Below are 12,755 nucleotides of genomic sequence, written 5' to 3'. Positions count from 1 at the left end.
GAGAAGCTCCGGCATTCCGCCCCCCGGTGTTCCCTCGTCCCGAAACGATTCGATAAACTGGTCGCTCCCCGATCCGCCCTTCGTCTTCTGCGAGCCGCTCTTCATGGCCACCACCCTCACCACGGGCCGTCCGTGGCGTGTCATCCTCGCCTTCTCGATCCCCCTCCTGCTCGGCAACGTCGTGCAGCAGCTGTACCAGTTCGCCGACGCGATCGTGGTCGGGCGTCACCTCGGCGTCCAGTCGCTCGCGGCGGTCGGCGCGACCGGCAGCCTCCTGTTCCTGCTGCTCGGGTTCGCGTGGGGCCTGACGAGCGGTTTCGCGATCCCGGTCGCCCAGGCCTTCGGCGCCCGAGACGATGCCGCCGTGCGCCGCTCGGTCGCGACCGGGGTGCTGCTGAGCGGCATCACCAGCGTCATCCTCACCGTGGTCGCGCCGCTCATCGCCGGGCCGATCCTGGCGCTGCTGCAGACCCCGTCCGAGCTGATGCCCGAGGCGACGGTGTTCACGCAGATCAGCTTCCTCGGCGCGGGCGCGACCATGTTCTTCAACTACCTCTCCGCGATCATCCGCGCGATCGGCGACTCCAAGACCCCGCTGGTGTTCCTCACGGTGTCGTGCGCGCTCAACGTGGGGCTCGTCGTCCTGATGGTGGGGCCGCTGGAGTGGGGCGTCGCGGGGGCCGCCCTGGCGACCGTGGTCGCGCAGGCCGTGTCGGTGATCCTGTGCCTGGAGTTCGTGCGGCGCCGCCTGCCGATGCTGCACCTGCGCCGCGCCGACTGGCGCATCACCGGCTCCGACATCGCGGAGCATCTGCGTCTCGGCCTGCCGATGGGCTTCCAGGCGTCGATCATCGCGATCGGGACGCTCACGGTGCAGGTGGCACTGAACACCCTCGGCGCCGACGCGGTGGCGGCGTACACCACGGCCTCGCGCGTGGACAGCCTCGCGGTCGCCCTGCTCTCGTCGCTCGGGCTCGCCGTGTCGATGTATGCGGCGCAGAACCACGGCGGACGGCGGCCCGACCGCATCCGCCGCGGCGTGGTCGAGGCGACGTGGATGGCGGTGGCCGCCGCGATCGTGCTCGGCGGACTGCTCATCGCGTTCGGCGCTCCCATGGTGCGGCTGTTCGTCGGAGAGGGCTCCGACGGCGTGGTCGACATGGCGCACCGGATGCTCATCATCAACGGCTGCGGCTACTGGGCACTGGGCATGCTGTTCGTGCTCCGCGGTGCGCTCCAGGGGCTCGGGCACACGCTCGTGCCGACCGTGACGGGCGTGATCGAGCTGGTGATGCGCGTCGGGGCGGCCGTGGTGCTCGGGGCCATGATCGGCTTCGACGGCGTCGCGCTCAGCAACCCGCTCGCCTGGGTCGGAGCGATCCTGCTGCTGGTGCCCGCGTACGTCCGTGCCCACCGCGGTCTCGCGAAGCTCCCGGTCGCTCCGGCCGAGGCGACCGAGACCTCGGCGATCGCGATCGTCGGGCCCACCGACGGCTCGATGGTCGTCGACGCCGTGGTCACGCAACCGGTGCGGGTCGTGCGCCCTCGGCGCCTGCGCTGGCCCGTTCGCCGCTGACCGCATGCCTCCGGAGCGCCCCGCGGTCCTCGCCAGGGCCGCGGGGCGTTCGTGTGCGTTGCCGATCCAGCCGATATATCCCTCTGGAGGATGATGCGGATCGGACTTGAGACGGATGGCCCGGAGGGGACACACTTCTAGTGTCGAGAATGCGGGAATTCCGCAGACCGGGGGGTCAACATGACGACATTGAGGGTGGCCAGCGAGCTGGCAGCGGTCCTGATTCCGATCGGATACGTGGGCGCGGCGATCGCCGTGATCTGCGCGATCGTCGCCGGGATCGCGATCGCGCGGGGTGCCGGTGGTCTCACCGGCGGGGCCGTCGGGGTTTGGATCGTCGGGGCGCTGCTGAGCGTCACCGCGTCTTTCGGCAGCCAGTGGCTGCCGCTGATCATCTCGGGCTCCGCGCTCGTGCTGATGCTCACGATCGGCGGCGTCGTGCGCGGCATGGTGGGCGCCGCGGGGCTGACGCGCCGCAGCGAGGCGCCGGCCGAGGCGCTTCCGGTGGCCGCGGCTCCCGCGAAGACCGGGACGCCGAAGGTCGCCGCGGTCGTCAAGGCGGCGACGTCGTCGACGCCCACGTCGCCCGTCGCCGTCGTCTCCTGAGCGCTCAGCGGTAGTCGCGGTCGCGGTGCTGCCGTGAGTCGTCGCCCGACGCGACGCGCTCGGCCTCGCGCGCCCGCAGCTCCACGCGACGGATCTTGCCCGAGATGGTCTTCGGCAGCTCCGGCACGAACTCGATGATCCGCACCCACAGGTGCGACGACAGGCGCTCGTGCGCGTACGCGAACACGGATCGCGCCGCGGCCGTCTCGTCCGCCGCATCCGCGGTCAGGCACACGTACGCCTTCGGCACCGCGAGCCGCGTCGGGTCGGGGCTGGGGATCACGGCCGCCTCGACCACGAGCTCGTGCTCCAGGAGCACCGACTCGAGCTCGAACGGCGAGATCTTGTAGTCCGAGGCCTTGAACACGTCGTCGGAGCGCCCGATGTAGGTGAGGTAGCCGTCGTCGTCGCGCACCGCGATGTCGCCCGTGTGGTGGTAGCCGCCGGCGCGTGACTCCGCCGTCTTCTCCGGGTCGTCGTAGTACCCCGCCATGAGTCCGAGCGGCGCGCGCGACAGGTCGAGCGCGATCTCGCCCTCCCGCTCGACCACCGCGCCCGTGGCGGGGTCGAGCAGCACCACCGGGTATCCCGGCAACGGGCGGCCCATCGAGCCGATCTTCACCGGCTGCCCGGGGGAGTTGCCGATGCACGCCGTCATCTCGGTCTGGCCGAAACCGTCGCGGATGGTGCCGCCCCACGCCTCCCGCACCCGGTCGATGACCTCGGGGTTCAAGGGCTCGCCGGCGCCCACCAGCTCGCGCGGAGGGTGCGTCAGGCGGCCCAGGTCGGCCTGGATGAGCATGCGCCACACGGTCGGCGGGGCGCAGAAGGTCGACACGTGGTGGGTGTCCATGACCTGCATGAGCGTGTTCGCGTCGAACCGGGCGTAGTCGTAGACGAACACGGTGGCCTCGGCCAGGAACGGCGAGTAGAAGCTCGACCACGCGTGCTTCGCCCACCCGGGCGATGAGATGTTGAGGTGCACGTCGTCGGGGCGGACCCCGAGCCACCACATGGTCGACAGGTGCCCGACCGGATACGAGACGTGGGTGTGCTGCACGAGCTTCGGCCGGTTCGTGGTGCCCGAGGTGAAGTACAGCAGTGCGGTGTCGGACGCGGGGGTCGGGCCGTCCGGCTCGAACGCGGCGGGCGCGGCGGCGGAGTCGGCGTAGCGGGCCCAGGCGGGCGGGGCTTCGCCGACGCCGATGCGGAGGATGTCGGGGCCGAGACCGTCGACCCGTTCGGCGAGAGTCCCGAGGGTGACGACGGCGCTGGCGCGGCCGTGCTCCACGCGATAGGCGAGGTCGGTGGCCGACAGCAGCGTGGACGTCGGGATCGACACCGCCCCGATCTTGGTGATCGCCAGCATCACCTCCCACAGCTCGATCGTGTTGTTGAGCATCACGATCACGTGGTCGCCGCGGCGGATGCCGAGCCCCGTGAGCCAGGACGCGACCTGGTCGGAGCGGGCGGAGAGCTCGCCGTACGTCCACGACCGCAGGCGAAGGTCGGCGTCGACGATCTGCACGGCGGGGCGCTGCGGATTCTCGGCGGCCACCACGTCGAACCACTCCAGGGCGAAGTTGAATTCGTCGACCTGCGGCCACGCGAATCCCGCCCGCGCGGCGGCATAGTCCGTGGCGTGCTCGAACAGGAAGTCGCGCATCTCGCGGACGGCGTTCGTGGCGGCGGTGGCACTGCGGCTCATGGTGCTCCTTTGCTGGCGTGCACTCCATCTTTCCGCGTCGGCCCGCCGGACGGCACGCCCCGCGCCGCTGAGCTAGCGGGGGAGCAGGCCGGTGCCGTCGCGGAGCTCGAACACGAGCTGGGTCTCGGTGCCGCGCACGACCGGGTGGATCGTGATGTGTTCCAGCACGATGTCGCGGAGCGCCGTCGCATCCTCCACCGCGACGTGCACCAGGAAGTCGTCGACGCCCGCGACGTGGAACACCTGCAGCACGCGGGGCACCGCGACGAGGGCGTCGAAGAGCGCCGTCACCTTCGGCCCGGTGTGATTGGCGAGGCGCACCTTGATGATCGCCTGCAGCGGGTATCCGAGCGCCGCGCCGTCGACCCGCACACGGGTGTCGCGGATGATGCCGCGCTCGCGCAGTGCCCGCACGCGGTGCGCGCACGTGGACTCGGCCAACCCCAGCCGATGCGCGAGAGCCTTGTTCGTGATCTCCGCGTCGCGGGTCAGCGCCGCGAGCAGCTCCAGATCGGTCTCGTCGAGTTGCGCTTTCGCCAAGGTGCCGCCCTCCCACCCGCCGCATGTTGCACAGAATATCGAATGAGGCCTCCGTTCCCGCGGATGCTGTCGAATTCCGGCGATTCTCTCACGTTTCCGGCAACGTTGACGCATGACCGCACCGCTGCATCCCGACACGATCGCCGTCCACAGCGGCCGCTCCGACCTGGAGGGGCTCGGCGTCCACGCGCTGCCGATCGACCTGTCCACCACCAACCCGCTGCCCGATGTCGAGCGCGGGGGCGACTCGTACGAGGCCATGGCCACCGGGGGCCGTCCGCCCGCCGACGGCAGCATGGTCTACGCCCGACTCTGGAACCCCACGGTCGCGCGCTTCGAGGAGGCCCTCGCCGAGCTCGAGCACGCGGAGGCCGCGGTCGCGTTCGCGTCGGGCATGGCCGCCATGACCGCGGTGATCCTCGCCCGCACCGGTGCGACGGGCACCCGCCACGTGGTCGCGGTCCGTCCGCTGTACGGCGGCACCGACCACCTGCTGGGCTCGGGGCTGCTCGGCGTCGACACCACGTACTGCCGCCCCGAGGAGGTCGCCGCGTCGATCCGTCCCGACACCGGGCTCGTGGTCGTCGAGACGCCCGCCAACCCCACGCTCGACATCGCCGACATCGCCGACGTGGTGCGCCAGGCCGGCGGCGTCCCGGTCGTGGTCGACAACACGTTCGCCACCCCGGTGCTGCAGAACCCGATCGACCTGGGCGCGGCGATGTCGCTGCACAGCGCCACCAAGTACCTCGGCGGCCACGGCGACGTCATCGCCGGTGTCGTCGCCTGCGACGAGGAGACCGCAGAAGCGCTGCGCCGAGTGCGTGCGGTGACCGGGGGGCTGCTGCACCCGCTCGGCGCATATCTCCTCCACCGCGGGCTCACGACCCTGCCCGTGCGCGTGCGGCAGCAGCAGGACACTGCTCGCCGCCTCGTGCAGTGGCTGATCGACCGACCAGAGGTCGCCGAGGTCTTCTACCCGGGGCTCGACGGGGATCCCCGCGGGATCCTCGGCCGGCAGATGCGCGGCACGGGCGCCATGATCGCGATGCGGATGCGGGGCGGGTACGCGGCGGCGTCGGCGGTGGCGTCGGCGACCTCGCTGTTCACGCACGCCGTGTCGCTCGGGGGCGTGGACTCGCTGATCCAGCACCCTGCCGCTCTCACGCATCGTCCGGTGCCCCCGGAGGCACGACCCGCCGCCGACGTGCTACGGCTGTCGATCGGCCTCGAGAATGCGGACGACCTGATCGCCGACCTGGACCGCGCGTTCGCGGTGCTCGCCGAGCGCTCGACGGGCGAGGGCGCCGGCCCGGTCGCGGTGGCCGGCCGCGGCGCCTCCCTGCCGGGCTAGCGGCGACGGCGCGGGGCGGCGTTCGCGGGGTGGGGGCGCGGACGCCGCTTTGTGCATCCACCACAAGAAACTGAGTCCCGCGTGCGCTGGGACTTGGTATCGTCCGGCAATTCCGGTGCGGCGAGGGACCGGGGCCCTACAGTCGCCCGTGGCAACGACGCCACACACCACCCGGGAGTCCTCAATGACGAGTGCAACACCCCACGCGCACGGCCTCGGCATGCGCATCGCCGTGATCGTGCTCAGCCTGCTGCTGGCCGCCATGATCCTGCTGTTCTTCGCCACCACGAGCAAGATCGCCGCCGGTGCCGCGGAGCTCGCCGACGGCACCACCGCCGCGGAAGACGGGTCGGCGCAGCTCGCGGCCGGTGCCGCCGAACTGTCCGACGGCGCGCAGACCCTCGCCGACGGGACGCAGGACCTCGCCGCGGGTGCCGCGAGCGCCGAGGACGGCTCGCAGAAGCTGAGCGATGGTGCCACCACCGCGGCGGCGGGAGCCACGGCCCTCGCTGCGGGTGCGGGCGACCTCGCCGCGGGCGCCGCGAACGCCGAGGCCGGTGCGAGCCGCCTGAGCGGTGGCGCGCAGACCGCGCTCGCCGGATCGCAGGACCTCGCGGCCGGTGCCGCCGCAGCCGATGCGGGCGCGCAGCAGCTCGTCACGGGCGCCACCCGGCTGTCGGCGGGCGTGACGGGCGCGCACCAGTACACGACCGGCGTGCTGGCGGGTGCCACCACGCTGAGCGACACCCTCCGCGCCGGAGTGACGACCTCGGTGCAGACGCTCGCCCATCCCGACACGAAGACCGCGCTGCAGAACGCCGCGACGGCCGCCCCCGGTCGATCGCAGCAACTCGCGGACAGCCTCGCCGGGATGCTCGCCGCCGACCCGACCAACGTGCAGCTGCAGCAGCTCGCGCAGCTCGCGGCCGGAGTCGATCAGGCCGTCGACGCCCTCGCGGCCCCGGCCGCCGCCGCACCCTCGCTCGCGCAGGGACTCATCGGCGCGGCCGACGGTGCCGCGCGCGTGACGGCCGGGGTCAACGCCATCGCCAACGGCGACCCCGCACTCGGCTGGCCCGGAACGGTCGCCCTGGTCGCCCCGGAGGGTGCCCCCGCGCTCGTCGCCGGCACGCAGGCGCTCCAGGCCGGAACCGCCCAGCTCAGCGCCGGAGCGACGAAGCTCACGCAGGGCCTCGGCACGCTCTCGACCGGTGCTTCCACGCTGCACGCCGGCACCGTGCGACTCGACGACGGCGCCGGGCGGCTCGACGAGGGCGCCAGCACCCTGGCCACCGGCATCGGCACGCTGCAGTCCGGCGCGAGTGCCCTCCACACGGGCATGGGCGAGCTGAGCGCCGGAGCCGACGCGGTCGCGGACGGATCGGGCGACCTGGCCGCGGGCGGCGGGACGCTCGAAGCGGGCGCGGCCGACCTCGCCTCCGGCAACGGGCGCATCGCCGACGGCTCCGGCACGCTCGCCACCGCCACCGCGGGCGCCGCGCCGTCGATGCTCCCGTGGATCCTCGGGGTCGCGCTCGCCGGGCTCATCGCGATCGGGTTCTGGGTGGGGCACCGGATCACCCACCGCCGCGCGCTCGCCCTGGCCGCCTGACCCCTGACCCCTTCTCTTCTGAGCGGACGCCGTTCCCCCCGGCGGCGTCCGCTCAGAGCTTCGGCAGCCGGACCGTCCCGGTGGCGATGCGCTCCGTGGGCATGCGATCGCGGTTGTAGGTGATCTCGCGATAGCCGTGCGGGGTCGGCATCCCGTCCTCGTCCAGGCTCACGAACACGATCTCGTCGATCGTGAGGATGCGCTTGCGGGTGATCATGTTGCGGGCGACCGCGCGCATCGTCAGCGACGTGGTGCCGAACCGCGTGGCCTGCAGGCCGATCTCGATCAGGTCGCCCTGCACCGCCGACGCCTCGAACGTGATCGCGGAGATGTGCTTCGTCACGGCGCGGTAGTTGCCCAGCTGCACGATCGCGTAGATCGCCGCCTCTTCATCGATCCACTTCAGCAGGCTGCCGCCGAACAGCGTGCCGTTCGCGTTGAGGTCTTCGGGGCGCACCCACTTGCGGGTGCGGAAGTTGATCCCGTCTTCCGACCACTGCCATTCCGGTGCCTTCTGTCTCGCCATGTGCTCGAGGCTAGGAGCGTCGTGAGTCGGGGGTGTTACGCGCGGCTTTCGGGCAGCGCACACGTCCTCCGCCCACGGCGGATCCGCCCACGGCGGAGACCGACCCACCGGCTCCCGGAGCGGCGGAGGCTGGGGTCATGAGCGACGAGAAACCCATACCCCAGTTCAGCCAGGAAGCCCGGCGCGCGCTCTTCCACGAGCGCGTGCTCGTGCTCGACGGCGCCCTCGACGACGACAACGGCACGCTGCTGATGACGCAGCTGCTCAGCCTCTCGGCAGAAGACCCCGTCGCCGACATCGCCCTGTGGATCCACTCTCCCGGCGGGTCTGTGCCGTCGATGCTCGCGATCCGCGACCTCATGCGGCTCGTGCCCAACGACGTCTCGACCCTCGCGCTCGGCCTCGCGTGCAGCGCCGGACAGTTCCTGCTGTCGGCTGGCACACCGGGCAAGCGTCGGGCGCTGCCGCACGCGCGCATCCTCATGCATCAGGGCTCAGCGGGAATCGGCGGATCCGCGGTCGAGATCGAAGCGCAGGCGGACGACCTCCGTCACATGCGCGACACCGTGCTCGGACTCATCGCCCACGACACCGGTCAGCCCGTGGAGCGGATCTTCGAGGACTCCCTGCACGACCGCTGGTACACCGCCACGCAGGCGCAGGAGTACGGCTTCATCGACCGGATCGTGGAGTCGACGGCCGACATCATGCCGCGACGCCGCGCGCGCGTGGGACTGGGGGCGGACGCATGAGCAGCTACACGATCCCCAACGTGATCGCCCAGCACCCCCGCGGCGAGCGGGTCATGGACGTGTACTCGCACCTGCTGGCCGAACGCGTCACCTACCTCGGCACCGGCATCGACGCAGGCGTGGCGAACGCGCTCATCGCACAGCTGCTGCACCTCGACGCCGACAGCCCCGACTCCGCGGTGCAGTTCTACATCAACAGCGAGGGCGGCGATCCCGGGGCGGCGCTCGCGATCTACGACACGATGCAGCACATCCGTCCCCGCATCGCCACGACCTGCGTCGGCCAGGCCATCGGTCCGGCGGCGCTGCTCGTCGCGGCAGGGGCGCCGGGGGAGCGGGCCGCTCTCGCGCACGCGCGCATCGTGTTGCATCAGCCCGCCGGGCAGTCGCGGGGTGCGATCCCCGACCTCATCCTCGCGGCCGACGAGGTGGTGCGGGTGCGGTCCGACATGGAGGCGATCCTGGCCAGGCACAGCGGTCGCACCCTCGAGGAGCTCCGCGTCGACACCGACCGCGACCGGGTGTTCACGGCCGTGGCGGCGAAGGAGTACGGCCTGATCGACACCGTGCTCGGGCCGCGCGACGCGGGGTGACGCCCGGACCCGGGGCCGGCGCCGCGGTGCCGCGTCGGCCCCGGGGCTCCACCGGGCGGCGCGTGCGGGCGGGGCAGGCGTCGCGGGCGACGGCGAACCCGGGCTCCACCGGGGAGGTCAGGCCGCGAGGGCGAAGGCGCCGCGCGAGGCCGAGACCGCAGCCGATGCCGATGCCGAGGCCGCAGTCGCGCGCAGGTCGTCGGCCACGGCGCTGGTCAGCTCGACCAGGCTCGTGTCGAGGGCTCCGGCGATCGCGGCGATCATCTCGCTCGACGGCTCCTTGAGCCCGCGCTCGACCTCGGAGAGGTATTGCGGCGACACCCCGGCCTTCTCGGCGGTGGCGGTGAGGGTCTCCTCGCGGTCGTGCCGCCGACGGCGGAGCTGGTCGCCCAGCAGCTGCCGCCACAGCGGCTCGGGGTCGCTCGGCTGGGGACGGGCGGGACGGGGAGCGCGGGGGAACGGGACGATGTCGGCCATGCCTCACGATAATCCGGGCGCTCGGCGGGGTTCGAGGCGTTCTGCTCAGAGCAGAACGCCTCAGAGCGCCGCGGTCACACCCGGGAGCAGCTTCGTGAGGATCGACTGGAGCTGTTCGCGTTCCGCGGGGGTGAGCGGGTCGAGTACCAGCTCGCGCACCTGCTCCACGTGCACGGGGGCGGCGGTGCGCAGCATCTCCCTGCCCGCGGGGGTGAGCGCGGCCGACAGCGTGCGCTTGTCAGTACTGCACGACGTGCGCTCGACCCAGCCCCGCTCCTCGAGGGAGTCGAGCGCGTGACTCAGCCGCGAACGGCTCAGACCGGCGATGCGTGCGAGTTCCGTCATGGTGACCGCGCCGTCGTCGCGCCCCGCGAGCGTGACCATGATCGCGTAGCGCGCGTGATTCAGGCCCACCTCGTCCTTGAGCGTGCGGTCGAGCACCTGGGGCAGCAGCTGCACGAAGCGGATGACGGGCAGCCACGTCGTCATCTCCGTGTCGTCGAGCCGACGCTCCGAGCGCTGGGCCGTCATGGTGTCCTCCCCGCCGGTCACGCCGCCGACAGGTCGATCGTGTGCGCGGTGTGGTCGCGCTTGGCCTGCAGGTAGCGCGAGTTCGACTCCGACAGGTGCACGCCGGTGGGCACGCGCTCGGTCACGCGGATGCCCAGCGCCTCGAGCTGCACGGCCTTGTCGGGGTTGTTGCTCAGCAGACGGATGCCGTCGACCCCGACGGCGCGGAGCATCTGGGCGGCGACCGTGTAGTCGCGCTCGTCCTCGCCGTGACCCAGGGCGACGTTCGCCTCGTACGTGTCGAGACCGGCGTCCTGCAGCGCGTAGGCGTCGAGCTTGGCGTAGAGGCCGATGCCGCGACCCTCCTGGCGCAGATACAGCAGGAACCCGCCCTGCTCGGCGATCCGCTCGACCGCTTCGCGCAGCTGGGGGCCGCAGTCGCAGCGCTCGGAGCCGAACACGTCGCCGGTGAGGCACTCGCTGTGCGGGCGGACGAGCGGGGCATCGCCGCCCTCGGCCGCGCGGTCGAGCGCCGCGCGCCAGTCGCCGAGGCCGAGCAGCAGGTGCTCGCGTCCGTCGACCAGTCCGTCGAAGGTCACGACGTCGGCCGTGGTGGTGTACCCGTCGCCGAAGCGCAGCGGCACCCGCACGCGGGTCCGTTCGGTGGCAGCCGGCGCGACGGTTGAACTTTCAATCATGCGGGGTGCAACGCCCGCCGCCCGCTTCTATTCCCGACGGGGTCCGCGAATAAACCCGGGCATCTCGCTACTCGAAGGAGAAGCGACGTGACATCATCGGCCCCCGACGGCGGAACCGAGGAGCGGATGGTCGGGGTGGAACGCGGAAGCATCATGCTCGGAGCGGGCACTCTTGCTTCCCGGGTAACCGGTCTCCTGCGGACGGTCGTTCTCGTCGGTGTGGTCGGCTCGAACAGATCGGCGGTCGCCGACGCGTTCTCCGTGGCGAACCAACTTCCTAACAGCATCTTCGGGCTGATCTCCGTCGGTATCCTCACGGCCGTGATCGTGCCCCAGATCGTCCGAGCATCGCGGCGCCAAGACGGCGAGGAGTTTGTATCGAAGCTGGTCACGATGGGCGGAGCTATTTTCCTGCTGATGACGGGCGCGGCCGTCGTTGTGGCACCCTGGCTGGTCTCCTTGCAGTTGCGCCCTGAGAACACCGCTCAGATCGCCCTCGCCACCGCGTTCGCGTATTGGTGTCTCCCGCAGATCTTCTTCTACGGCTTGTATGCGCTGCTCGGTGAGGTGCTGAATGCCAAGGGCATTTTTGGCCCGTTCGCCTGGGCGCCGGTGGCGAACAACATCTTGTCGATCATCGGATTCCTGCTCATCGGTATGGCATTCGGCGAGAACCTTGCGCGAGTGGCGGAATGGAGCCCGGGCATGATCGCGTCACTAGGCGGCGTAGCGACCGGCGGCATTGCCCTGCAAGCGCTGGTCCTCCTTCTCTTCTGGAGGAGAACCGCTATCCGGCTGGAGATCGACTTCCGGTGGCGGGGCGCCCAGCTGGGCGATCTTGGCCGCGTTGCGAGCTGGACTCTTCTTATGGCATTGGTCAGCCTCGGCGCGGGCTTCTATCAGAGCTGGGTCGCAAACGAGGCATCCGGCCAGGGCGCCGCATCGGCCGTGATGAGCAATGCCTGGCTCGTCTTCATGCTGCCGTATTCGATCATCGTGCTGTCGATCGGAACCCCCTATTACACGCGATTGTCCGAGCACGCGTCGCTCGGCGCATATCCCGAGATGAGGCGGGACATTTCGCGGAGCATCAGAACACTGGGGTTCTTCTTGTTCGCAGCACTGTCGGCCTTAGTCGCGGCTGCCGTGCCCGCTTCGCGCGTCTTTACGAATTCACCACACGATGCAGCGGAGGCCTCTCTCGTCCTTTGCTGCTACTTGTTGAGTTTGGTACCGCTCGCCGTTCTATTTATCGTGCAGCGGACCTTTTATGCGCTCGGAGATACACGTACGCCGTTCTGGTTCACGCTCTTCCAGACCGCAGTCGTGATCGCGACCGCCAGCCTCGCGTGGCTGCTCCATGAGCTGCATATCCTCCCGGTCACATCACTTGCAGCAGCCGTCGCTCTGGGGCAGTCGGTCGCGTCGATCGGCCAGAGCGCAATCGCGGTGGTGTTGCTCCGGCGGAGACTCGGCGGTCTTCACGTCCAAGATTGGGTTCGCCCACTGGCGCGGTGTCTCTTGGCAGCAGTGCCAGCGACACTCGCGGGGTGGGCGTTGTATCTCGCACTCGGCGGTCAGGCTGGTTGGTTCGTCAGTGACAAGCTCCCGGGTGTTCTCGGGACGTTCGCGATCGGTCTGCTCAGTGGGGCGGTCTACGTCTCGGCATTGGCGATGTTCCGCGCACCTGAGCTTGCCGCTGCGCTGGCGCTGATTCGTGCGCGCTTCCCGCGACGCTTCTCGGCCGTGTCGTCGGATGACGCGACGAACCGAAGACGCACGGGGAGTCGGTAGCCTCGCAGC

At 70.9% G+C, this 12,755-nt stretch carries 13 protein-coding genes; 7 read left to right on the top strand and 6 right to left on the bottom strand.

From position 1 onward, the window contains the following. Nucleotides 1–103 precede the first annotated feature (103 nt). Nucleotides 104–1,576, top strand: coding sequence for an MATE family efflux transporter (locus KZC56_RS04495; RefSeq protein ID WP_136028574.1), 1,473 nt, complete (start codon nucleotides 104–106; stop codon nucleotides 1,574–1,576). A gap of 180 nt (nucleotides 1,577–1,756) precedes the next feature. Further along, nucleotides 1,757–2,182, top strand: a complete 426-nt coding sequence (locus KZC56_RS04490; RefSeq protein WP_136029013.1) for a hypothetical protein — start codon at nucleotides 1,757–1,759, stop codon at nucleotides 2,180–2,182. Between the two features lie 4 nt (nucleotides 2,183–2,186). On the opposite strand, the gene KZC56_RS04485 is transcribed toward KZC56_RS04490, so the two are convergent. Further along, complete coding sequence (locus KZC56_RS04485; RefSeq protein WP_241115073.1) at nucleotides 2,187–3,890, bottom strand: AMP-binding protein; 1,704 nt, start codon at nucleotides 3,888–3,890, stop codon at nucleotides 2,187–2,189. Between the two features lie 72 nt (nucleotides 3,891–3,962). Further along, entirely contained in the window at nucleotides 3,963–4,430 is a 468-nt protein-coding gene (locus tag KZC56_RS04480) for an Lrp/AsnC family transcriptional regulator (protein ID WP_136029008.1), read from the bottom strand. Between the two features lie 112 nt (nucleotides 4,431–4,542). Between KZC56_RS04480 and KZC56_RS04475 the strand changes: the two genes are divergently transcribed. Beyond that, nucleotides 4,543–5,784: a trans-sulfuration enzyme family protein gene (locus KZC56_RS04475; protein ID WP_136029006.1), complete on the top strand. Its 1,242-nt coding sequence runs from the start codon at nucleotides 4,543–4,545 to the stop codon at nucleotides 5,782–5,784. 184 nt (nucleotides 5,785–5,968) lie between these two features. Beyond that, nucleotides 5,969–7,396: a hypothetical protein gene (locus KZC56_RS04470; RefSeq protein WP_247637965.1), complete on the top strand. Its 1,428-nt coding sequence runs from the start codon at nucleotides 5,969–5,971 to the stop codon at nucleotides 7,394–7,396. 52 nt (nucleotides 7,397–7,448) lie between these two features. On the opposite strand, the gene KZC56_RS04465 is transcribed toward KZC56_RS04470, so the two are convergent. Further along, complete coding sequence (locus KZC56_RS04465) at nucleotides 7,449–7,922, bottom strand: acyl-CoA thioesterase (protein WP_136029001.1); 474 nt, start codon at nucleotides 7,920–7,922, stop codon at nucleotides 7,449–7,451. Nucleotides 7,923–8,059: 137 nt separating this feature from the next. On the opposite strand from KZC56_RS04465, the gene KZC56_RS04460 reads away from it, so the two are divergent. Then, nucleotides 8,060–8,674 carry a ClpP family protease gene (locus tag KZC56_RS04460; RefSeq protein ID WP_136029000.1) on the top strand — a complete coding sequence of 205 codons (615 nt, stop codon included), beginning with the start codon at nucleotides 8,060–8,062 and terminating at the stop codon, nucleotides 8,672–8,674. Further along, nucleotides 8,671–9,267, top strand: coding sequence for a ClpP family protease (locus KZC56_RS04455; RefSeq protein ID WP_136035529.1), 597 nt, complete (start codon nucleotides 8,671–8,673; stop codon nucleotides 9,265–9,267). Before KZC56_RS04460 ends, KZC56_RS04455 begins: the two co-directional genes overlap by 4 nt. 117 nt (nucleotides 9,268–9,384) lie before the next feature. Here the strand turns inward: KZC56_RS04455 and KZC56_RS04450 are convergent, their stop codons facing one another. Genes KZC56_RS04450 through KZC56_RS04440 form a run of 3 tightly spaced genes read right to left on the bottom strand, consistent with a single transcriptional unit; the run spans nucleotide 9,385 to nucleotide 10,952 of the window. Beyond that, the gene (locus tag KZC56_RS04450; protein WP_136036392.1) at nucleotides 9,385–9,744 is read right to left on the bottom strand and encodes a helix-turn-helix domain-containing protein; all 360 of its coding nucleotides are present in this window, start codon (nucleotides 9,742–9,744) and stop codon (nucleotides 9,385–9,387) included. A gap of 60 nt (nucleotides 9,745–9,804) precedes the next feature. Beyond that, nucleotides 9,805–10,275, bottom strand: a complete 471-nt coding sequence (locus KZC56_RS04445; protein ID WP_136036391.1) for a MarR family winged helix-turn-helix transcriptional regulator — start codon at nucleotides 10,273–10,275, stop codon at nucleotides 9,805–9,807. A 17-nt stretch (nucleotides 10,276–10,292) separates the two neighbouring features. Beyond that, entirely contained in the window at nucleotides 10,293–10,952 is a 660-nt protein-coding gene (locus tag KZC56_RS04440) for a GTP cyclohydrolase II (RefSeq protein WP_136032021.1), read from the bottom strand. Between the two features lie 87 nt (nucleotides 10,953–11,039). Here KZC56_RS04440 and murJ point away from each other — a divergent pair, with 87 nt between their 5' ends. Beyond that, nucleotides 11,040–12,746, top strand: coding sequence for a murein biosynthesis integral membrane protein MurJ (murJ, locus tag KZC56_RS04435; RefSeq protein WP_247637964.1), 1,707 nt, complete (start codon nucleotides 11,040–11,042; stop codon nucleotides 12,744–12,746). Nucleotides 12,747–12,755: the final 9 nt, after the last annotated feature.

Source organism: Microbacterium sufflavum (genome assembly GCF_023091155.1).
In the GTDB taxonomy this organism is placed as follows: domain Bacteria; phylum Actinomycetota; class Actinomycetes; order Actinomycetales; family Microbacteriaceae; genus Microbacterium; species Microbacterium sufflavum.
This window is presented reverse-complemented; position numbering and strand designations above follow the sequence as displayed.

Excerpts from the sequence above, each read along its gene's own strand:
- KZC56_RS04460 (WP_136029000.1), top strand. The coding sequence starts at position 8,060 with ATGAGCGACGAGAAACCCATACCCCAGTTCAGCCAGGAAGCCCGGCGC.
- KZC56_RS04445 (WP_136036391.1), bottom strand. The coding sequence starts at position 10,275 with ATGACGGCCCAGCGCTCGGAGCGTCGGCTCGACGACACGGAGATGACG.
- KZC56_RS04470 (WP_247637965.1), top strand. The coding sequence starts at position 5,969 with ATGACGAGTGCAACACCCCACGCGCACGGCCTCGGCATGCGCATCGCC.
- KZC56_RS04440 (WP_136032021.1), bottom strand. The coding sequence starts at position 10,952 with ATGATTGAAAGTTCAACCGTCGCGCCGGCTGCCACCGAACGGACCCGC.
- KZC56_RS04450 (WP_136036392.1), bottom strand. The coding sequence starts at position 9,744 with ATGGCCGACATCGTCCCGTTCCCCCGCGCTCCCCGTCCCGCCCGTCCC.
- KZC56_RS04455 (WP_136035529.1), top strand. The coding sequence starts at position 8,671 with ATGAGCAGCTACACGATCCCCAACGTGATCGCCCAGCACCCCCGCGGC.
- KZC56_RS04495 (WP_136028574.1), top strand. The coding sequence starts at position 104 with ATGGCCACCACCCTCACCACGGGCCGTCCGTGGCGTGTCATCCTCGCC.
- KZC56_RS04485 (WP_241115073.1), bottom strand. The coding sequence starts at position 3,890 with ATGAGCCGCAGTGCCACCGCCGCCACGAACGCCGTCCGCGAGATGCGC.
- KZC56_RS04490 (WP_136029013.1), top strand. The coding sequence starts at position 1,757 with ATGACGACATTGAGGGTGGCCAGCGAGCTGGCAGCGGTCCTGATTCCG.
- KZC56_RS04465 (WP_136029001.1), bottom strand. The coding sequence starts at position 7,922 with ATGGCGAGACAGAAGGCACCGGAATGGCAGTGGTCGGAAGACGGGATC.
- KZC56_RS04475 (WP_136029006.1), top strand. The coding sequence starts at position 4,543 with ATGACCGCACCGCTGCATCCCGACACGATCGCCGTCCACAGCGGCCGC.